This is a genomic window from Thermomonospora curvata DSM 43183 (assembly GCF_000024385.1).
Classification (GTDB): Bacteria; Actinomycetota; Actinomycetes; order Streptosporangiales; family Streptosporangiaceae; genus Thermomonospora; species Thermomonospora curvata.
On sequence record NC_013510.1, the window covers coordinates 2,485,548 to 2,505,623 of the forward strand.

The 20,076-nt window shown below is 70.0% G+C and carries 21 protein-coding genes; 14 read left to right on the forward strand and 7 right to left on the reverse strand.

The features are described from left to right. Nucleotides 1-37: 37 nt before the first annotated feature. Nucleotides 38-835 (reverse strand): peptidylprolyl isomerase, encoded by a 798-nt coding sequence (locus tag TCUR_RS10485; protein WP_012852469.1) that lies wholly within the window; start codon nucleotides 833-835, stop codon nucleotides 38-40. Nucleotides 836-1,083: 248 nt separating this feature from the next. Here TCUR_RS10485 and TCUR_RS10490 point away from each other — a divergent pair, with 248 nt between their 5' ends. After that, nucleotides 1,084-1,779: an MBL fold metallo-hydrolase gene (locus TCUR_RS10490; protein WP_012852470.1), complete on the forward strand. Its 696-nt coding sequence runs from the start codon at nucleotides 1,084-1,086 to the stop codon at nucleotides 1,777-1,779. A gap of 9 nt (nucleotides 1,780-1,788) precedes the next feature. After that, nucleotides 1,789-3,054 (forward strand): histidine--tRNA ligase, encoded by a 1,266-nt coding sequence (gene hisS / locus TCUR_RS10495; protein ID WP_012852471.1) that lies wholly within the window; start codon nucleotides 1,789-1,791, stop codon nucleotides 3,052-3,054. 16 nt (nucleotides 3,055-3,070) lie between these two features. Here hisS and TCUR_RS10500 read toward each other — a convergent pair whose 3' ends face one another. Both TCUR_RS10500 and TCUR_RS10505 read right to left on the reverse strand, forming a co-directional pair. Beyond that, nucleotides 3,071-3,814, reverse strand: coding sequence for a HesA/MoeB/ThiF family protein (locus TCUR_RS10500; RefSeq protein WP_012852472.1), 744 nt, complete (start codon nucleotides 3,812-3,814; stop codon nucleotides 3,071-3,073). Nucleotides 3,815-3,888: 74 nt separating this feature from the next. Then, nucleotides 3,889-4,161: a hypothetical protein gene (locus TCUR_RS10505; protein WP_012852473.1), complete on the reverse strand. Its 273-nt coding sequence runs from the start codon at nucleotides 4,159-4,161 to the stop codon at nucleotides 3,889-3,891. 95 nt (nucleotides 4,162-4,256) lie between these two features. Between TCUR_RS10505 and aspS (TCUR_RS10510) the strand changes: the two genes are divergently transcribed. Then, nucleotides 4,257-5,642, forward strand: a complete 1,386-nt coding sequence (gene aspS, locus TCUR_RS10510) for an aspartate--tRNA(Asn) ligase (protein WP_206664192.1) — start codon at nucleotides 4,257-4,259, stop codon at nucleotides 5,640-5,642. 71 nt (nucleotides 5,643-5,713) lie between these two features. Here aspS (TCUR_RS10510) and TCUR_RS10515 read toward each other — a convergent pair whose 3' ends face one another. Continuing rightward, complete coding sequence (locus tag TCUR_RS10515; RefSeq protein ID WP_012852475.1) at nucleotides 5,714-5,914, reverse strand: hypothetical protein; 201 nt, start codon at nucleotides 5,912-5,914, stop codon at nucleotides 5,714-5,716. Between the two features lie 161 nt (nucleotides 5,915-6,075). Between TCUR_RS10515 and TCUR_RS10520 the strand changes: the two genes are divergently transcribed. From TCUR_RS10520 to aspS (TCUR_RS10525), 3 genes are all read left to right on the forward strand, one after another. After that, entirely contained in the window at nucleotides 6,076-6,930 is an 855-nt protein-coding gene (locus TCUR_RS10520; protein ID WP_012852476.1) for a helix-turn-helix domain-containing protein, read from the forward strand. Beyond that, on the forward strand, nucleotides 6,927-7,259 hold the full coding sequence (locus tag TCUR_RS25590; RefSeq protein WP_012852477.1) for a DUF397 domain-containing protein: 333 nt from the start codon (nucleotides 6,927-6,929) through the stop codon (nucleotides 7,257-7,259). The genes TCUR_RS10520 and TCUR_RS25590 overlap by 4 nt, the downstream gene beginning before the upstream one ends. A 181-nt stretch (nucleotides 7,260-7,440) precedes the next feature. Next, nucleotides 7,441-9,198: an aspartate--tRNA ligase gene (aspS, locus tag TCUR_RS10525; protein ID WP_012852478.1), complete on the forward strand. Its 1,758-nt coding sequence runs from the start codon at nucleotides 7,441-7,443 to the stop codon at nucleotides 9,196-9,198. A 63-nt stretch (nucleotides 9,199-9,261) separates the two neighbouring features. On the opposite strand, the gene TCUR_RS10530 is transcribed toward aspS (TCUR_RS10525), so the two are convergent. The 3 genes from TCUR_RS10530 to TCUR_RS10540 form a co-directional block, all read right to left on the reverse strand. Next, entirely contained in the window at nucleotides 9,262-9,933 is a 672-nt protein-coding gene (locus tag TCUR_RS10530) for a DUF305 domain-containing protein (RefSeq protein ID WP_012852479.1), read from the reverse strand. After that, nucleotides 9,930-10,523, reverse strand: a complete 594-nt coding sequence (locus TCUR_RS10535) for a thioredoxin-like domain-containing protein (protein WP_012852480.1) — start codon at nucleotides 10,521-10,523, stop codon at nucleotides 9,930-9,932. The genes TCUR_RS10530 and TCUR_RS10535 overlap by 4 nt, the downstream gene beginning before the upstream one ends. Before the next feature lie 73 nt (nucleotides 10,524-10,596). After that, entirely contained in the window at nucleotides 10,597-10,998 is a 402-nt protein-coding gene (locus tag TCUR_RS10540) for a hypothetical protein (protein WP_012852481.1), read from the reverse strand. Between the two features lie 229 nt (nucleotides 10,999-11,227). On the opposite strand from TCUR_RS10540, the gene TCUR_RS10545 reads away from it, so the two are divergent. From TCUR_RS10545 to infC, 8 genes are all read left to right on the forward strand, one after another. Continuing rightward, nucleotides 11,228-12,619 carry a replication-associated recombination protein A gene (locus TCUR_RS10545; protein ID WP_012852482.1) on the forward strand — a complete coding sequence of 464 codons (1,392 nt, stop codon included), beginning with the start codon at nucleotides 11,228-11,230 and terminating at the stop codon, nucleotides 12,617-12,619. 247 nt (nucleotides 12,620-12,866) lie between these two features. Next, on the forward strand, nucleotides 12,867-13,286 hold the full coding sequence (locus TCUR_RS10550; protein ID WP_012852483.1) for a DUF948 domain-containing protein: 420 nt from the start codon (nucleotides 12,867-12,869) through the stop codon (nucleotides 13,284-13,286). Beyond that, entirely contained in the window at nucleotides 13,283-13,585 is a 303-nt protein-coding gene (locus TCUR_RS10555) for a hypothetical protein (protein WP_012852484.1), read from the forward strand. The genes TCUR_RS10550 and TCUR_RS10555 overlap by 4 nt, the downstream gene beginning before the upstream one ends. A gap of 1 nt (nucleotide 13,586) precedes the next feature. After that, nucleotides 13,587-16,256 carry an alanine--tRNA ligase gene (alaS, locus tag TCUR_RS10560; RefSeq protein WP_012852485.1) on the forward strand — a complete coding sequence of 890 codons (2,670 nt, stop codon included), beginning with the start codon at nucleotides 13,587-13,589 and terminating at the stop codon, nucleotides 16,254-16,256. A gap of 97 nt (nucleotides 16,257-16,353) precedes the next feature. Continuing rightward, a complete protein-coding gene (gene ruvX / locus TCUR_RS10565) occupies nucleotides 16,354-16,824 on the forward strand; it encodes a Holliday junction resolvase RuvX (RefSeq protein ID WP_041439515.1) in 471 nt (156 codons plus the stop codon). Beyond that, nucleotides 16,821-18,191 carry an endolytic transglycosylase MltG gene (gene mltG / locus TCUR_RS10570; RefSeq protein WP_012852487.1) on the forward strand — a complete coding sequence of 457 codons (1,371 nt, stop codon included), beginning with the start codon at nucleotides 16,821-16,823 and terminating at the stop codon, nucleotides 18,189-18,191. Before ruvX ends, mltG begins: the two co-directional genes overlap by 4 nt. Continuing rightward, nucleotides 18,192-19,013: a shikimate dehydrogenase gene (locus TCUR_RS10575; protein WP_012852488.1), complete on the forward strand. Its 822-nt coding sequence runs from the start codon at nucleotides 18,192-18,194 to the stop codon at nucleotides 19,011-19,013. A gap of 362 nt (nucleotides 19,014-19,375) precedes the next feature. Then, nucleotides 19,376-19,927 (forward strand): translation initiation factor IF-3, encoded by a 552-nt coding sequence (gene infC / locus TCUR_RS10580; protein ID WP_281055208.1) that lies wholly within the window; start codon nucleotides 19,376-19,378, stop codon nucleotides 19,925-19,927. Nucleotides 19,928-20,076: the final 149 nt, after the last annotated feature.

Genomic DNA, 20,076 nt, shown 5'->3' on the forward strand with positions numbered 1-20,076 from the left:
TATGACCGGACCTTCCAAACCATAGCCGTATGGGGTGCTATTCCGCTGCCACTCCGGCCTTGGCCACCTTCTCGACGACCTCCATCCCCGAGGTGATCTTCCCGAAGATCGTATAGCTGGGGGGCAGTTCGGAGTCGTCGTAGACGATGAAGAACTGGCTGCCGTTGGTGTCGGGGCCGCTGTTGGCCATGGCGAGCACGCCCTTGGTGTACTTGGCACCCTTGGTGTTCTCGTCGGCGAAACTGTAGCCGGGGCCGCCCAGGCCGGTGCCGGTCGGGTCGCCGCACTGCAGCACCTTCAGGGAGTCGCTGGTGGTCAGCCGGTGGCACTTGGTCTTGTCGAAGAACTTCTTGCCGGCCAGGAAGGCGAAGGAGTTGGTGGCGCACGGCGCCTTGTCGGCGTCCAGCTCCAGCCCGATGTCCCCCAGGTTGGTCTTGATGGTCGCCTTCACCTTGCCCGAGTAGGCGGCCACGGCCGGCGGCTTGCCCAGGTTCTTGGGCGGGTCCTCGTCGGTTTCGGAGTCGGGGTACTTGCACCGGGCGCTGCCGCCGCCCGCCGCGGTCTCGACGGCGACCTTCTGCAGCGTGATCTCCTGCTTGGGGGTGCCGTCCTCCGGGGGCGGCGTGCTCGGCGCGGCGTCGGCGTTGGCCGCGGCGTCATCGTCCCCGCCGGCCAGCTTGACGATCCCGGCGGTGCCGCCGGCGATCACCGCGACGGCCGCGATCGCACCGATGATCTGCAGCCGGCGTGCCCGCCTGGCCTCGGCCGCCCGACGCGCCTGCTGGCGTTCATAGCGCTGCCTGGCCAGTTGCTTTTTGCGGTCCTTCCCCGCCACGCGTGCCCTCCTCGCGGTGCCCCGCTGTAGATCAAGGAGTAGGTCGGAAAGTAGATCGGAAACGTGCTGCGCATGGTACCGGCATACGGGAGCACCGGTCGTCCGGTGCATGTGCACCGCTCTGCCCGCCATGCCGACACGACGGCCGGGTATCGCGTTCGCGATGGCGGCGGCCTCGCCGGTACGCTCGAAGCGCCGCTTTGAGTTCCCCTAGCGGATCAAACCCGAGTCTGCAGGAGAGGACGACCGTGCTCGTCGCCGGGTTCCCCGCTGGATCGTTCGCCGCGAACTGCTACCTCGTGGCGCCGGCCGCCGGGGAGGAATGCGTGATCATCGACCCTGGCCAGGACGCCGAGGCCGGGATCGAGGAGGTCATCCGCGAGCACCGGCTCAAGCCGGTGGCGGTGATCGCCACCCACGGCCACCTGGACCACATCTGGTCGGTGGCCCCGGTGTGCGGCGCCAAGGACATACCGGCCTACATCCATCCCGCCGACCGCGATCTGCTCACCGACCCGGCCAAGGGCCTGTCGCTGGGGCCCGGGCAGCAGCTGTTCGGGGGACTGAAGCTCAGCGAGCCCGACGATGTGCGCGAACTGTCCGATGGGATGGTGCTGGAGCTGGCCGGGCTGCGTTTCACCGTCAACCACGCGCCGGGGCACACGCCCGGGTCGGTGACGTTCCGCACCCCGGAAACCGGGGACATGCCCGAGGTGCTGTTCACCGGGGACCTGCTGTTCGCCGGCTCCATCGGGCGCACCGACCTGCCGGGCGGCTCCTATGAGCAGATCCTGCAGAGCCTGGCGCGGGTGTGCCTGCCGCTGGCCGACGAGACCATCGTGCTGCCCGGCCACGGCCCGCAGACCACCATCGGCCGCGAACGCGCCACCAACCCGTTCCTGGCGGACCTGGCGCCCGCGGACGGGCCCAGCAAGGGATTTTGAGTACCGATCATGAGTTCGAGCTTCCAGGCCCCCAAGGGGGTCAGTGAATACGTGCCGCCGCAGGCCGAGGCGCTGCTGGCGGTCCGGCAGGCGTTCGCCGAGCAGGCGCGCCTGGCCGGCTACGGCTATGTGGAGCTGGCCGTCTTCGAGGACACCCAGCTGTTCAAGCGCGGCGTGGGCGAGTCCACCGACGTGGTCACCAAGGAGATGTACACCTTCGAAGACCGCGGCGGCCGGTCCATCACGCTGCGCCCGGAGTTCACCGCCGGGGTGCTGCGCGCCGTCCTGGAATACGGCCTGCACAAGCAGGGCCTGCCGGTCAAGGTGTGGACCACCGGCCCGGCCTTCCGCGCCGAGCGCCCGCAAAAGGGCCGCTACCGGCAGTTCTACCAGCTCGACCTGGAGGCCATCGGCAGCCAGGACCCCCAGATCGACGCCGAGACCATCGCCATCGCCTGGAACTGGTACCAGGGCCTGGGGCTGCGGCAGGTGCGGCTGCTGTTGAACTCCCTGGGCTGCCGCGAGTGCCGGCCCGCCTACCGCACCCGGCTGCAGGAGTTCCTGCGCGGGCTGGACCTGGACGAGGCCACCCGCGCCCGCGTGGAGATCAACCCGCTGCGGGTGCTGGACGACAAGCGCCCGGAGGTCAAGGCCCAGCTCACCGACGCGCCGCTGATGGCCGACCACCTGTGCGCGGCCTGCAAGGCCCACCACGACAAGGTCCGCTCGCTGCTGGCCGACGTGGGCATCGCCTGGACCGACGAGCCCCGCCTGGTGCGCGGCCTGGACTACTACACCCGCACCACCTATGAGTTCGAGCACCCGCTGCTGGGCGCCCAGTCCGGCATCGGCGGGGGCGGACGCTACGACGGGCTGTCGGAGGACATCGGCGGCCCGCCGCTGCCGGGCATCGGCTTCGGCCTGGGGTTGGACCGCACCCTGCTGGCGCTGGAGGCCGAGGGTGTGCAGCTGCCGGTGCCGTCCCGCTGCCAGGTGTTCGGGGTGCCGCTGGGGGAGACCGCCGAGCACAAGGTCTTCACGCTGGTGGCCGAGCTGCGCCGCGCCGGGATCGCCGCCGACATGGCCCCCGCCGGCAAGAGCCTGAAAAGCGCGATGAAGAGCGCCGACCGTTCCGGAGCCGCCTACGCCGTGATCATCGGCGAGCGAGATATCACCGCCGGGTCCGCCCAAGTCAAGGACCTGGCCACCGGCGAGCAGATCGCCGTCCCGCTCACCGACCTCACGGCAACGTTGCTGGAGAGAATCGGGCGGTGACCCCGGATACGCGGCATCAGTCCGGCTGCGCCGCTTCGCCACAGGCGGCGCAGCCGGGCCGTCGTGCGGCGGGGACGAATTGGAAGGCCCCCTGGAACGCGCTGCAGGTGAGGTAGCCGTTCACGATCGGTCGCCCTGCCCCTGTGATGATTTTGATCACCTCGGCTGCACCCAGGCATCCGGCTATGCCCGTGGCGACCCCCAGGACGGGGACGCTCCCACCGTGACCTCGGGGAAGATCGGGGAAAGCGCACTGAAAACATGCGGTCCGGCCGGGCGGCAATGTCAGGACATAACCGTAGTTGTACTGGGCGCTGGCGTGGACCATGGGGGTTCGTGACCGCAGACAGTGATCGTTGACGAGCAGCCGGGCCGCGAGGGAGTCGCCGCCTTCCACGATCACATCGAAGCCACCGGTCAGCTCTGCGATGTTCCCCTCATCGACACGGGAATCCACCGCCTCGATGTCGATCTCGTCGTTGAGTCGTCGCAGCCGGTCGGCGGCGGCAAGCGCTTTGTTCCTGCCGATGTCGGCGCGAGTGTAGAGAATCTGCCGGTTGAGATTGCTCAACTCGACGCGGTCGAAGTCGATGATGCGAATCCGGCCCACTCCGGCTGCCACCAGGTAGTAGAGCAGGGAAGACTTGACGCCGCCCGCACCGATCGACACGACGTGCGCTTCGGCGAGCTTCTTCTGCCCCTCCGGGCCGATCTGGGGCATCAGCTCCTGACGGTTGTACCGGGTGTCAGCGAAATCCACCGGGCTCCCTCCGTCGGTACGCGGCGGCACGCGATCTCCGGTGCGTGCCGCCGCGGTCGTTCCGGGCAGGCGGTTCAACCGTCGCAAGGCAAGGAGGCCAGTACCGTCACCGTGGGTTCCCTGCCGATCGGTGTCCGGTGGGCGACGGGAACGCCGTGGACCATGACTTTGGTGGTCTGCCGGGGACTGCCGTCTTCGTGCAGGAGCGCTTCGTCGAGTCCGGGGGCGAGCGTCGCCACCTGGCGTACCACATAGTCGGCGGTCGCGTCCGGGGGAGCGTCGAGGGTGATGGTGTCGGTTGCCAGGACGGCTTCCGGGTAGCCGAGGAGGTGGACACAGAGCGTCATAGATCCTCGCCTTCGCTCGGTGGCTATGATGGCTGACGCTACGGCGGGGTGCTCGTCCCGGCCAAGGTGCCGCACGGTGTCATCACCGTTACCGGATGGCAAGAGCTCTGGTAAGCCACTACCGTGTTGGCGTTCCGATCACCTTCGACTGCGGAGAAGAGTTCGCCACGATGCCCAGGACGCTGGTACGCGATCTGCGTGACCACCTTGACCAGACCGTCACGGTGTGCGGTTGGGTCAACGCACTGCGGTTGCAGCGCAAAATGCAGTTCGTGATCCTCCGCGATCCCACGGGCATGGTGCAGATCACTCACAAACGGGGCGGCGAGGGGGATGAGCTTGAGCAGGCCATCGAGGCGCTGACCACTGAGTCCGCCGTGGTCATCACCGGCAGGGTCGTGGACAACCCCATCGTCAAGCTCGGCGGACTGGAGATCGTGCCGGAGCGGGTCGAGGTCGTCGGCAAGGCGGAGGCATCGCTCCCCATTGACGAGAAGTCGGGGATGGAGCACAGGCTGGACTGGCGCTTCCTCGACATCCGTCTCCGGCCGAGCTCACGTCTGCTGTTCGACGTGCAGACGACCTTCGAGGCGGGCCTGCGGGAGTATGCCTACGCCGAGGGCTTCACCGAGATGCACACGCCCAAGCTCATGGGCACGGCCTCGGAGTCGGGCGCCGAGGTCTTCAAGCTCGGCTACTTCGGCGGCGACGCCTATCTGGCGCAGTCACCCCAGTTCTACAAGCAGATGGCGGTCGCGGCGGGCATCGAGCGCGTCTTCGAGATCGGCCCGGTCTTCCGTGCCGAGCCCTCCTTCACCTCCCGCCACGCCACCGAGTTCACCGGCGTGGACGTCGAGATGGCGTGGATAGACGACGTCGAGGATGTGATGGCCTTCGAGGAGCGCATGCTGGCGCACGCCATCGCGAAGGTCGCCGACGTCCACGGAGAGGCGATCCGAGAACATTACGGGGTCGACCTTAAGGTCCCCACTGTGCCTTTCCCGCGCCTTACGATGGCCGAGGCTCAGGAGATCCTCCGTGCCAGGGGGTGGGACCCCGCAGGCGAGAAAGAGGATCTTGACCCCGAGGGCGAGCGGGCGATCTCGGCTCATATCGCCGAGCAGACCGGCCATGAGTTCGTGTTCATCACGCATTACCCGGCCAGCATCCGGCCTTTCTACCACATGCGTCCCAAGGATCGGCCGGATCTCACCCTCAGCTTCGACCTGCTCTGGAAGGGCCTGGAGGTCACCACCGGCGCGCAGCGTGAGCATCGCTACGACGTGCTGTGCAAGCAGGCGGCCGAAAAAGGCCTGGACACCGCGCCGATGCAGGACTACATGAACATCTTCCGATTCGGTACCCCTCCGCACGGCGGGCTCGGGATGGGGCTCGGCCGGCTGCTGGTGGCCATGCTGAACCTTGACTCGATCCGCGAAGCGACGTTCTTGTTCCGCGGTCCCAACCGCCTCACTCCGTGACACTCATGCAGCGGAGCCCTGAGACAGGAGCGGTTCGAAGGGAGTGACTCAGGTCTCAGGGCTCCGGCGTTTCATGAGGTGGACGGCTGCCCGACTGCGGCGATGAGCATGCTGAGCGTCGCCGTGAGTCGGCCGATCACAGCGGCCATCTCGACCTCGCTCATGTCGCACACGGTCTCCATGTCGAGGTCGTCCACGGTCTTCTTGGCCGCCTCGATCACCGCCTGGGCCTGATCGGCCATGGCGGCGCTACTCTCCTGCGTGATCGTCATCGTTCCTCACTATCTGCGTGGGGCGATCGCCACGGCGGCGCGGCGCGATCGGTTTGATTCCGCAGCCACGTACCGTGACATAGGGCACACTGTCAGCATGTACTCCAGCAATCCCGCGCGCAAGTGCGTTCGCAAAACCAATGGATATTGGGGGCATAGCCATGCCTGACAGTCCCACCGCCCGTAAGCGCCAGCTCGGCATCCAGCTCCGCAAGCTGCGTGAGGCGGCGGGGCTGCGCAACGCCGAGCTGGCCGAGCTCATGGGCTGGTCCACGACCAAGATGAGTCGCCTTGAGACCGGCCAGACGACCATCACTGCCGCAGAGGTCGAACAGTTGTGCGATCACCTCGGCGTTGAGGATGTGGACCTGAGGGAGACCTTGAAGGAAACCGCTCGCAAGTCCAGGCAACGTGGCTGGTGGCAGCCCTTCACCAAGGTGTTGCCGAAGGGCTTCACCGTCTACATCGACCTGGAGTCGGCCGCTTCGGTGATCCACGTCTTCTCCCCGAGCTTCGTGCCAGGTCTGCTGCAGACCCCGGATTACGCCCGTGCCATGTTCCGTACCGCCCCGATCGGCTATGTCGAGTCAGAGATCGATCGGCTGGTGTCGGTGCGCATGGCGCGCCAGGAGATCCTCAAACGGGAGGCCGACCCTCCGAAGCTCTGGGCGATCTTGGATGAGAGGGCGCTCGTTCGGCCCATCGGCGGTGAGGAGACCATGAACGCTCAACTCCGCCATCTGGTGGAGTGCGCGGCGATGCCCAACGTCACGATTCAGCTTGTACCGACCGAGGTCGGCGCCTACCCGAGCATGGGCAACGGCTTCTCGATGCTGGAGTTCGCGAGCACAGACCAACCCGTCGTGCATGTCGACATCAGCGTGGGCGGCAGTATGTACTTGGAAGAGCCGGCTCAGATCCGGATGACCAGGCTGACGCTGGACCGCCTCAAAGCAGTGGCCCTGTCCCCCGAGGCGTCCGTGACGGCCATCCGCCGACTGGTGAAGGACTCATGAGCATTCGAGGCGAACGCGGCACGCTTACCAGCGCTCGATGGCGCAAGAGCACACGCAGCAACGAGATGGGCGGTGAGTGCGTGGAGGTTGCCGCCGTATGGCGCAAGAGCCGCCACGGCAGCGACATGGGCGGTGCCGGTGTGGAGAACGCCGGCGCGGGACCGGCGGTCGCGGTGCGCGATTCCAAGAACCCCGAGGGAGCCAAGCTGTTCGTCTCCCCCGACGGCTGGGCGGGGCTTCTCGGCGACATCAGAAGGGGCGCGTACGACAGGCCGCGCCGGGTGAGTGCTCACCAAGAACGACCGGTGCCTCTGCAAACCGGGGGATGATCCGCGTTGAGGGCCTGCGCGGCATGAAGGCCCGAGTCATGAGCCTGCCCCCTTCGACACACCCTCGCCCCGGCGAGCGCGTGGCCTGAACACCCATACCACCCGCTTCGATGGGCATACACCTTTGCGACGGAAACTCCTTCCGACGCAAGGTCGTCAAGCTGATCAGGACGCTCACGAGATGATCCGTACGCACGGCGCCGGCGTGCTGCGCAAGGAGCACGCCGGGGAACGCGTGGTGCTCGCCGGCTGGGTGGCCCGCCGCCGCGACCACGGCGGGGTCACCTTCATCGACCTGCGCGACGCCTCCGGCGTCGTCCAGGTGGTCTTCCGCGAAGAAGACACCGCGCACGACCTGCGCGCCGAGTACTGCGTCAAGATCACCGGCGAGGTGCGGGTGCGGCCGGCCGGCAACGAGAACCCCGACCTGCCCACCGGGGAGATCGAGGTGGCCGCCACCGACATCGAGGTGCTGTCGGAGGCCGCGCCGCTGCCGTTCCCCATCGAAGGGGACGTCAACGTCAACGAAGAGGTCCGGCTCAAGTACCGCTACCTCGACATCCGCCGCGAGCGCGTCGCCCGCGCCCTGCGCATCCGCTCCCAGGCCGCCTACCTGGTGAACGAGGTGATGCGCGAGCACGGGTTCGTCAACGTCGAGACCCCGACGCTGACCCGCTCCACCCCCGAGGGCGCCCGCGACTTCCTGGTGCCGGTGCGGCTGCAGCCGGGCCACTGGTACGCGCTGCCGCAGTCCCCGCAGCTGTTCAAGCAGCTGCTGATGGTCTCCGGGCTGGAGCGCTACTACCAGATCGCCCGCTGCTACCGGGATGAGGACTTCCGCGCCGACCGCCAGCCGGAGTTCACCCAGATCGACATCGAGATGTCCTTCGTCGAGGCCGAGGACGTCATGGCCATCGGCGAGGAGCTGGTGGCGCGGCTGTGGAAGGAGATCGTCGGCTACGAGGTGCCCCGGCCGATCCCGCGCCTGGCCTACGCCGACGCGATGGCCCGCTACGGCTCCGACAAGCCCGACCTGCGGTTCGGCAACGAGCTGGTCGACATGACCGCCTACTTCTCCGCCACCCCCTTCCGGGTCTTCCAGGCCCCCTACGTGGGCGCGGTGGTGATGCCCGGCGGCGCCTCCCAGACCCGCAAGGAGCTGGACGCCTGGCAGGAGTGGGCCCGCTCGCGCGGTGCCCGCGGCCTGGCGTACGTGCTCGTCCAGCCCGACGGGACGCTGACCGGGCCGGTCGCCAAGAACATCTCCGACGCCGAGCGGGCCGGGCTGGCGAAGGCGGCCGGCGCGAAGCCGGGCGATGCGATCTTCTTCGCCGCCGGCCAGCCGCACGCCTCCCGGGAGCTGCTGGGCGCCGCCCGGCTGGAGATCGGCCGCCGCTGCGGCCTGATCGACGAGTCGGCCTGGTCGTTCGTGTGGATCGTGGACCCGCCGATCTTCGAGCCCGAATGCGACGACTCCGGCGCCCAGACCGGCTGGACGTCGGTGCACCACCCGTTCACCGCGCCCAAGCCCGAGTACGCCGCCACCTTCCACGAGCAGCCGGAGACCGCGCTGGCCGACGCCTACGACCTGGTCTGCAACGGCATGGAGATCGGCGGCGGCTCCATCCGTATCCACCGCGCCGAGATGCAGCAGCGGGTCTTCGACGTGCTGGGGTTGAACAAGGAGGAGGCCGAGGCCAAGTTCGGCTTCCTGCTGGAGGCGTTCAAGTACGGCCCGCCTCCGCACGGCGGCATCGCCTTCGGCTGGGACCGCACCGTCATGCTGCTGGCCGGCGGCGAGTCCATCCGCGATGTGATCGCCTTCCCCAAGGCCGCCTCCGGCTACGACCCGCTGACCGGGGCGCCCACCGGCATCACCGAGCAGCAGCGCAAGGAGGCCGGGGTCGACGTGCGGCCCGAGCAGGCCGCGACGTCCTGATCATGCGACGGCGGCCTCGCCCTGGGAAAGGGCGAGGCCGCCGTGTTGCGGGCGCGCCGCGGCTCAGGCCGCCCCGCGCTCGCGGAGCATGGAGGTCATCAGCTCGATCTCCGCGCTCTGCCCTTCGACCATCGTGCGGGCCAGCCGCTCCACCTCCTCACGGTCGGTGCGGGCCAGCACCGCCTCGGCCATCTCCACCCCGCCGCGGTGGTGGGCGATCATCAGCTTCAAAAACAGCACCTCGGCGTCCTTGCCCTCGGCGCTCTCCAGCTCTTTCAGCTGCTGGTCGGTGGCCATCCCCGGCATCGCGGCGCCGGAGCCGCCGCCGTGCCCGCCGTGCCCGGACATCCACCGCATCGGCCCCTTGGGGTCGACCTTGGGCGCCTTCCAGGCGTCCAGCCAGGCCGTCATCATCCCGATCTGCGCGGACTGGGTGGTGATGATGTCGTAGGCCAGCGTCCGGATCTTCTCATCGTCGCTGGCGTCGCGGATCATGAACGACATCTGCACCGCCTGGGCGTGGTGGGTGCTCATGTCCCGCGCGAACCCCGCCTCGGGGCTGTCGGGGCCGGGAACGGACGGCCGCAGCGCCGCCGCCGCGACCACCGCCACCGCGATCAGGACCACCAGCCCCGCCAGCACCAGCGACAGGGTCCGGCCGCGCGGCGCGGCGGGGGCGGCGTTCTCCACGCCCTCTTCGTGCTCGGCCGTCTCGGCCCGCGCGGCCCCGCTCACGGCGTGTCCTTCCCGCCGATGCACGCCGCGCCCGGCTCCGGGGTCTGCGGGCCCTTGACGTAGGCCCGCAGGAACGCGTCGATGCGGTCGTCGTCGGCGTCGTCGGTCTTGAGCTGCTTGCCCCAGGCGGTCAGCACGATCGGGGAGTCCTGGTCCGGCACCGGGCTCAGCATCGTGTAGTCGGTGTTGCTCACCCGGTCCTTGAGCTTGCCGAGCGCCTTGGAGTCCAGCCCGGGCCGGTAGGTGATCCACACGGCGCCGTGCTCCAGCGAGTGCACCGCGTGCTCGTTCTGCAGCGGCTGGTCGTAGACCCGGCCGTCGCAGTTCTGCCAGACGGCGTTGTGCTTGCCGCCCATGGGCGGGTTGGTGTCGTATTCGATCTTGGTCGTCACGTGGCCGCGCTCCAGGCCGTCCCGTTCGATCAGCCCCGCGATGGGCTCGACGGGCTTGAACGCCTGCCAGGCGGCGAAGGCGACGGCCGCGGTGACGATGACGCCGATGACGGTGAAGAAGGCGATCGCACCCCAGGGCGGGCCGGACTGGACGAGAGGGTTGTTCCTCTTTTGGTGGTTCCTGGCGCTTTTGGACACGAAAGTTCCCTTCAAAGACGGCTGATCGGGCTCGGAACACCACGCGGCCGTCACGGCCGCACCTGGGGTCGGCCTACAGCCGCAACACCTGGAGAACCGCCAGGGAACGCGGGCGCGGCGGCGCCCACACCGGAGGGCTCAGCGTCCATCCGAACCGGCGCGGGCGCGTGCCCAGCGGCCTGGGCATGGCCGCCAGGCCCAGCACCATCAGGGTCAGCAGCACCGCCAGCGACAGGCAGGAGTCGAAGTCGGCCGGGCCCGGCTGCAGCGGCGGGGTCTGCGCCTGCTCCTGGGCGTCCGGCGCGTGGACGCCCACGGTGGCCGGGCCGGAGTCCCCGGCCCACAGGGCGTGCAGGACGCACGGCGTCGGCGGGGGTGCGTGCCCGCCCAGCCCGTAGCTGAACGCCACCCCGGTGAGCGCGAAGAGGACCACGAGCAGGCCCGCCACGCCGTGCGGGACCCGCTGGCCTCTCATGCCTGTCGCCCTCACGCCGGTCTTCCACCTCCGGGGCTGCCCAACGTCCAGAGCAAACAGGACGTTCCCGGAACCTTTGGATAGCACAGGCGCAGCCGGGAGAGCTTCGTCAAACGGGAAAATTCATGACTTCGCCCAACGGGCTCTCCCCGTCGCAGGGCACCGGCCACTGCGCCCAAGACCCGGCGATGACCGAAAAAAGGGGGCACCGGCCGCTAGCCTCGAACACATGTCCAGGGTCGACCCGGCACAGCCGGACAGCCTTTTCGACGCGCCGGGCGAGCGGCCCGCCGATCCCGCCCCGGCCCTGCCCGCCGAGCGGCAGCCGCTGGCCGTCCGGATGCGGCCGCGGGGCCTGGATGAGGTGATCGGCCAGGAGCATCTGCTCGGCCCCGGCACGCCCATCCGGCAGCTGGTGGACCGGGACGCGCCGATGTCGCTGGTGCTGTGGGGGCCGCCCGGCACCGGCAAGACCACGCTGGCCTACGTCGTCGCCGGCGTCACCCGGCGGCGTTTCGTGGAGATCTCGGCGGTCAGCGACGGGGTCAAAAAAGTCCGCGCCGAGATCGAGACGGCCCGCCGCGAACTGGGCATGACCGGCCGGCAGACCGTCCTGTTCGTCGACGAGGTGCACCGCTTCAACAAGGCCCAGCAGGACGCCCTGCTGCCGGCGGTGGAGAACCGCTGGGTGTCCTTCATCGGCGCCACCACCGAGAACCCCTTCTTCTCGGTGATCAGCCCGCTGCTGTCCCGCTCCCTGCTGCTGACGCTGCAGCCGCTGAGCGAACAAGACCTGCGCCGGGTGATCGAGCGGGCGCTGACCGACGCACGGGGACTGGGCGGCGCCGTGGCGCTCACCGACGAGGCCGCAGACCACCTGGTCCGCCTGGCCGGCGGGGACGCCCGCCGCGCCCTGACCTACCTGGAGGCCGCCGCGCTGGTCGCCGGGGCCGGCCGGGCCGATGCGGCGAAGGCCACCATCGATGTGGCGGTGCTGGAGAAGGCGGTGGACCGGGCCGCCGTCCGCTACGACCGGGACGGCGACCAGCACTACGACGTCATCAGCGCGTTCATCAAAAGCATCCGCGGCAGCGACGTGGACGCCGCCCTGCACTACCTGGCCCGGATGCTGGAGGCGGGGGAAGACCCCCGCTTCATCGCCCGGCGGCTGATCGTCCACGCCAGCGAGGACGTCGGCATGGCCGACCCCACCGCGCTGCAGACCGCCGTCGCCGCCGCCCACGCCGTGGAATTCGTGGGACTGCCCGAGGCCCGCATCAACTTGGCCCAGGCGGTGATCCACCTGGCGCTGGCCCCCAAGTCCAACGCCGTCATCACCGCCATCGACCAGGCGATCGGCGACGTCCGCAAGGGACTGGCCGGGCCGGTGCCGCCGCACCTGCGCGACGCCCACTACAAGGGCGCCGCGCGCATCGGCCACGGCGAGGGCTACAAGTACGCCCACGACTTCCCCGGCGGCGTGGTGCGCCAGCAGTACGCCCCCGACACCGTCCGCGACCGGCGCTACTACCGGCCGACCCGGCACGGCGCCGAGGCCAGGTTCTCAGAGGTCCTGGAACGCATCCGCGCGGTGCTGCGCGGCCCCCGCGACGGCAGGTGACGGCCGTTCCTTGCGGAAAACGTCGCGGAAACGTCACCCGCGGGCACGCCGCAACACCCCCGGGTGGGCCATGAACGCCGCCCGGACCGGCTAACCTGCCGGTAGGAACGTGACGCGGCTTTCGCGCAGGGCGCGCGGCACGCCGCGCGGCGGGGAAACCCGGTACGGCCACCGTCCGGGAGCGCGGTAGGGTCTGCAACACCGCACCTGGCCGGGAGACGGACGGCGACGCGAACGGAAAATCCGGATGCTTACTGCAGAACAGCTGGCAGGCCTGATCGTGGCCCTGTTCTGGGCCATCTTGGTCTCCTTCCTGGCCTATGCGCTGCTGCGGTTGGCCCGGCTGCTGAGGGAGACCAGCGAGCTGGTGTCGGACCTGACCGATCGGGCCGCTCCGCTGCTGGAGGACATGACCGTGGCGGTGCGCCGCGCCAACGAGCAGCTCGGCCGCACCGACGTCATCACCCGGCAGGCCGCCGGGATCACCCAGAACGTCTCGGCGGTCACCACGGTGGTCTCCTCGGTGTTCGGCGGTCCGGTGATCAAAGCCGCCGCCTTCTCCTACGGGGTGCGCAAGGCCCTGGGGTACACCAGGGACACCACCCGGCGCTCCTCCCGGGCCGAACTGCCGGCCCGCCGCGCCGCCGAAGGCAGGGGGCGCCGATGAGACGCATGTTCTGGCTCGCCGTCGGCGCCGGCACCGGAGTGTGGGTCACCCGCAAGGTCACCCGGATGACCCGGCAGCTGACTCCGCAGAGCCTGGCCGGCCGGGCCGCCGGCCGGGCGCTGGACGCCCGCGAGCGGGTATGGCTGTTCCTGCAGGACGTGCGGGATGAGGCCCGTGCCCGCGAGGAGCAGCTGCGCGAGGCCATCGAGGCCGACCTGCACCCGCCGCAGGCCCCCCGGCCGCGCCGGATCCTCAACGCCCGATACATCATCATCGACGAAGACAAGGATGGCCACTGAGATGGAGTCGGCAGAGGTCGCACGCCGTTTCCTCGCGTTCTTCGAGGAGCGGGGGCACACGGTCGTGCCCTCGGCCAGCCTGGTCGCCGAGGACCCCACCCTGCTGCTGGTCCCCGCCGGGATGGTCCCGTTCAAGCCGTACTTCCTGGGCCAGCGCACCCCGCCCGCGCCGCGCATGACCAGCGCCCAAAAGTGCGTGCGCACCCCCGACATCGACGAGGTCGGCAAGACCACCCGGCACGCCACGTTCTTCCAGATGCTGGGGAACTTCTCCATCGGGGACTACTTCAAGGAAGGCGCCATCCCCTACGCCTGGGAGCTGCTGACCCGCCCCGTCTCCGACGGCGGCTTCGGCTTCCCCGAGGACAAGCTGTGGGTGACCGTCTACCTCGATGACGACGAGGCCGCCGACATCTGGCACCGCAAGGTCGGCATCCCCGTGGAGCGGATCCAGCGCCGCGGCCTGGCCGACAACTACTGGCACATGGGCGTGCCCGGCCCCGGCGGCCCCTGCTCGGAGATCTACTACGACCGCGGCCCCGCCTACGGACGCGAGGGCGGCCCCATCGCCGACGAGGACCGCTACCTGGAGGTGTGGAACCTCGTCTTCATGCAGGAGCAGCTGTCGGCGGTGCGCAGCAAGACCGACTTCGACGTCGCCGGGCCGCTGCCGGCCAAGAACATCGACACCGGCATGGGCCTGGAGCGCATGGCCGCCATCCTGCAGGGCGTCGACAACATCTACGAGACCGACACGCTGCGCCGCATCCTGGACAAGGCCGCCGAGCTGACCGGCACCCGCTACGGCCGCGACCGCCGCGCCGACGTCTCGCTGCGGGTGGTCGCCGACCACGTGCGCGCCGGGACGATGCTGGTCGCCGACGGCGTCATCCCCGCCAACGAGGGCCGCGGCTATGTGCTGCGCCGCCTGCTGCGCCGCGCCATCCGCAACCTGCGGCTGCTGGGCGGCCAGGACGCCGGGCTGATGCACGAGCTGACCGCGGTGGCCATCGCCGCGATGGGCGAGCAGTACACCGAGCTGATCAGCACCGCCGCCAACATCCACGCGGTGATCGACGCCGAGGAGGAGCGCTTCCTGCAGACGCTGCGCACCGGCACGGCGATCTTCGACGCCGCGGTGGCGGAGACCAAGCGCGCCGGCAAGCAGGTGCTCAGCGGCTCCCAGGCGTTCACCCTGCACGACACCTACGGCTTCCCCATCGACCTGACCCTGGAGATGGCCGCCGAGCAGGGCCTGTCGGTGGACGAAGAGGGCTTCCGCCGGCTGCTGGAGGAGCAGCGGCAGCGGGCCAAGGCCGACGCGGCCGCCAAGAAGACCGGCAACCTGGACGTCTCGGTGCTCGGCGAGCTGCTGGACCGGGCCGGCGGCAAGGTCGACTTCCTCGGCTACCACGACGTCACCGGCGAGGCCCGCGTGGTGGGGCTGCTGGTGAACGGCGCCTCGGTCCCGGCGGCCGGCGCCGGCACCGAGGTGGAGGTGGTGCTGGACCGCACCCCCTTCTACGCCGAGGGCGGCGGCCAGCTGGCCGACCAGGGCCGCATCCGCACCGGCGGCGGCGCCGAGATCGAGGTCCACGACGTGCAGTCCCCGCTGCCCGGGCTGATCGTGCACCGCGGCAAGGTCCGCGCCGGGGAGGCCCAGGCCGGCGACACCGCCTTCGCCGAGATCGACGTGGAGCGGCGCCGGGCCATCTCCCGCTCCCACACCGCCACCCACATGGTGCACGCCGGGTTCCGCCGGGCGCTGGGGGAGTCGGCCGCCCAGGCCGGTTCGGAGAACTCCCCGGGCCGCTTCCGCTTCGACTTCACCTCCGCCGGGCCGGTGCCGCCCAGCGTGCTGCGCGATGTGGAGGACGAGGTCAACGCGGTGCTGGTGGACGACCTGGACGTGCGGGCCTTCACCACCTCCATCGAGCAGGCCCGCGCCATGGGCGCGCTGGCGCTGTTCGGGGAGAAGTACGGCGATGAGGTCCGGGTCGTGGAGGTCGGCGACTACTCCCGGGAGCTGTGCGGCGGCACCCACGTGGCCCGTTCCGGCCAGCTCGGGCTGATCAAGGTGCTCGGGGAGTCCTCCATCGGCGCCGGGGTCCGCCGCATCGAGGCGCTGGTCGGCATCGACGCCTTCCGCTTCCTGGCCCGCGAGAGCGTCCTGGTCTCCCAGCTGTCGGAACAGCTCAAGGTCCGCAAGGAGGAGCTGCCGGAGCGGATCTCCACCGTGATCGGCCGGCTGCGCGAGGCCGAAAAGGAACTGGAGCGGCTGCGCTCGGCCCAGGTGCTGGCGGTGGCCGGCTCGCTGGCCGACTCGGCCAAGGACATCGACGGCATCGCCTATGTGGCGCACCGCGCCCCCGACGGCACCACCGCCGACGACCTGCGCAAGCTGGCGCTGGATGTGCGGGGACGGCTGGCGTCCCGGCCCGCCGTGGTGCTGATCACCGGCGTGCCCAAGGACCGCCCGGTGGTGGTCGTGGCGGTCACCGAGGGCGCCCGCGAGCGGGGCCTGAAGGCCGGCGCCCTGGTCGGCGTGGCGGCCAAGGCCCTCGGCGGCGGCGGAGGCGGCAAGGACGACCTGGCCCAGGGCGGCGGCGCCGACCCGACGGCCATCGACAAGGCGCTGGCGGCCGTCGAGCACGCCGTCGTTTCCGCGTGATCCCGAACCCCGTTCGGGACTTTGCCCGTATTGTTCGTCATGTGTACGGACCTTGTTGCGGCCGGACGCCCGGCGGGCCCGAGGCGGTGATGCCGACGTGAGGCCGGGCGTGCGGCTCGGCATCGATGTCGGCAGCGTCCGCATCGGGGTGGCGCGCAGCGACCCCGCCGGGATCTTGGCCACTCCGCTGGAGACCGTCCGGCGGGGCAAGGGCGACCTGGACCGGATCGCCGAGCTGGTGGCCGAGCATGAGGCCGTTGAGGTGATCGTCGGCCTGCCCACCTCGCTGTCGGGCCGCTCGGGTCCTGCCGCCGCCCAGGCCCGGCGCTTCGCCGAGGCGCTGGCCGGGCGGCTGTCGCAGCTGCTGCCGGACGGGGGCGTCCGGCTCTACGATGAGCGGCTCACCACCGTCACCGCCGAAGCGGAGCTGCGGCGGTCGGGGGTGCGCGGTAAAGCCCGGCGTCAGGTGGTCGATCAGGCCGCCGCCGCCGTCCTGCTGCAGGCGGCCCTGGACGGGGAACGCCTGACGGGACGGCCGCCCGGCGAGATCGTCCGGGGAAGCTCATGAACGACCTTGATCTCTTCGAAGACCCCGCATCGGGGGGCCGGCGCGGCCCGCGCGGCGGCCGCTACGTCGGTCACGACGACCGTTACGAGGGCCGCTACGACGACCGCTATGAGGATCATGGCGGGTACTACGACGGGTACCACGACGGCTATCGCGACGACCGTTATCAAGGCCACTACGGCGAACGCTACGACGGGCATTACGACGAGCGTTACGACGGCCACTACGACGACCGCTACGAGGGCTACGAGGGCCATTACGACGAGCAGTACGAGCGGCAGGCGCAGACCGCGGCCCGCAAGCGGCAGCGCCGACGCAAGATCAACAGTCGCGCCGCCGTGATGTTCTCGCTGGCCTTCCTGGTGGCGGTGTTCGGCGGGGGCGGGCTGCTGGGGTTGCTGGCCCTGGAGAAACGCCTGGCCGTCCCCGACTACACCGGGCAGGGCACCGGCCGGGTCACCGTCCAGATCAAGGAGGGCGACACCGGCCAGGTCATCGCCGAGCGGCTGGTGGCCGCCGGCGTGATCAAAAGCAGCAAGGCCTACCGCAAGGTGGCCGACAAGGACCCGCGGGCGGCGAGCATCCAGCCGGGCTTTTACGCCATGCGCAAGAAGATGTCGGCCGCCGCCGCGCTGGCCCTGCTGCTGGACCCCAAGTCCCGCGCCGGCACCCAGATCACCATTCCCGAAGGGCTGCGCGTCACCAAGGTCATCGAGCTTCTGTCGGACAAGACCGGCATCCCCAAGCGGGACTTCCACGCCGTGGTCAAGAACCCCAGAGGGCTGCCGCTGCCGCCCTATGCCGGCGGCAAGGTGGAGGGCTACCTGTGGCCCGGCCGCTACGACCTGGACCCCAACGGCAACGCCGAGTCCATCCTGAAGATGATGGTCGAGCGCTTCAACAAGGCCGCCGACGACCTGGACCTGGAGGCCAGGGCCAAGGAGGCGCGGATGAAGCCCGGCACGGTGATCACGATGGCCAGCATCATCCAGGCCGAGAGCGGCAAGTCCTCCGACATGCCCAAGATCTCCGAGGTGATCTTCAACCGGATCAAGAAGGGGATGCTGCTCCAGATGGACAGCACCACCAAGTACGCCAACGGCACCTTCGGGATCGAGGCCACCGGCGAGGAACGGGCCTCCAACAGCCCGTACAACACCTACCGGCACCGGGGGATGCCTCCCGGCGCGATCTGCAACCCTGGCGCCGAGGCCATCGAGGCGGTCTTCGCCCCCTCCAACGACGGCTGGCTCTACTTCGTCACCACCGACCCGGAGAAGGGCATCACCGAGTTCTCCCGCACCCAGGAGGAGCACGACCGCCTGGTGGCCAAGTACAACCGCAACAAGCAGAACGGAGGCGGCTGAGTGCCACGCGCAGCGGTCCTCGGCTCGCCCATCGCCCACTCGCTGTCGCCGGTGCTGCACCGCGCCGCTTACGCGGCGATGGGACTGACCGACTGGACGTACGAGGCGATCGAGTGCGACGAGGCAGGCCTGGCGCCCCTGCTGGACCGCCTCGGCCCCGAGTGGGCGGGCCTGTCGCTGACGATGCCGCTGAAGCGGACCGCCCTGAAACTGGTGGACGAGGCCTCGCAGCTGGCGGAGACGGTCGGCGGGGTCAACACGATCGTCTGGCGGGACGGGCGCAGGTTCGGCGACAACACCGACGTGTACGGCATCGTGACCGCGCTGACCGAGGCCGGCGTACGCGCGCCCCGCTCGGCGGTGGTGCTGGGCGGCGGGGCCACCGCCGCCTCCACCCTGGCCGCGCTGAGCGAACTCGGCCTGCGCTCGGCGACGCTGGCCGTGCGCCGGGTGAGCCGCGCCGCCGAGACCCGCCAGGTGGGGCTGCGGCTGGGACTGCAGGTCGAGGTGGTCACCCTCGACCGGCTCGCCGAGGTCCTGCCGGCCGATCTGGTGGCCTCCACCCTGCCGGGCCGGGCCGCCGACCCCTATGCCGAGCTGGTCGCCGGCTGCGGCGCGGCGGTGTTCGACGCGGTGTACGCCCCCTGGCCCACCGAGCTGGCCAAGGCCGTACAGCGGGCCGGCGGCACGGTCGTCGGCGGGTTCCCGATGCTGCTGCACCAGGCCGTCCGCCAGGTGCAGATGATGACCGGCCGCCGGGACGTCCCGGTCGAGGCGATGCGGGCGGCCGGAGAGGCCGAACTGGCCGCCCGCGCCGGTTAGCGCCGGCCCGCACGGGGCCTCCTCGGCGAGACGCCGATGAGGTAGAGTGGGAATAAACCTGATAGTGTTATGCGCTGACCGACCCGGAGGCGACCAGCATCCGGGTGCTCAAGCGGAGGCCACTCCCACCTGTCCGGCCAGGCGGCCGGAGGGTCATCGGTCCGGCGGACGGTTCCGCGTCGCAGCGGCGGCGTGGGCGGTCCCCGAGCTTTGGCGGCGTAAGCCGCCGAGGCGACCGATGGTGGCCCCGCATGTGAGTCGTGCGGGGCTTTTCGTTATGAGGGCCCTCGGGTGCGACCGGTCGGCTCAGGACACAGACCAACACGACGCCCCAAGGAGGTCCCATCAGCGCCGAACCGCGTATCAACGAGCGCATTCGTGTGCCCGAGGTCCGGCTCGTCGGTCCGAACGGCGAACAGGTGGGCATCGTGCCCATCGTCAAGGCACTTGAGCTTGCCCGTGAGGCCGATCTGGACTTGGTGGAGGTCGCGCCGACCGCGCGTCCCCCGGTGGCCAAGTTGATGGACTACGGCAAGTTCAAGTACGAGTCCGCGATGAAGGCCCGCGAGGCGCGGCGTAATCAGGCGCATACGGTCATCAAGGAGATCAAGCTCCGGCCCAAGATCGATCCGCACGACTACGAGACCAAGAAGGGTCACGTGGTGCGGTTCCTCAAGGGCGGGGACAAGGTCAAGGTCACGATCATGTTCCGGGGGCGTGAGCAGTCTCGCCCCGAGCTGGGCTTCAGGCTGCTGCAGCGGCTCGCCGACGACGTCGCCGACCTCGGCTTCGTGGAGTCGCGGCCCAAGCAGGACGGCCGTAACATGATCATGGTGATCGGCCCGCACAAGAAGAAGGCGGAGGCCAGGGCCGAACGCAATGCGGCGCGCGCCCGCGCGCGAGCCGAAGGCTGAGCGCCCCGGCCGTTGAGGCCGGGGCGGCCGCCGCCCACGTATGCGACCTGATCTGCAAGGTCGCGCGGTGGGACCGCGCGTCCGGGTTGTGCTGTGCCCGGAGCGCCATCCTGGCCGGTGAACCGGCAGGGTGTGATCGACACGTACAT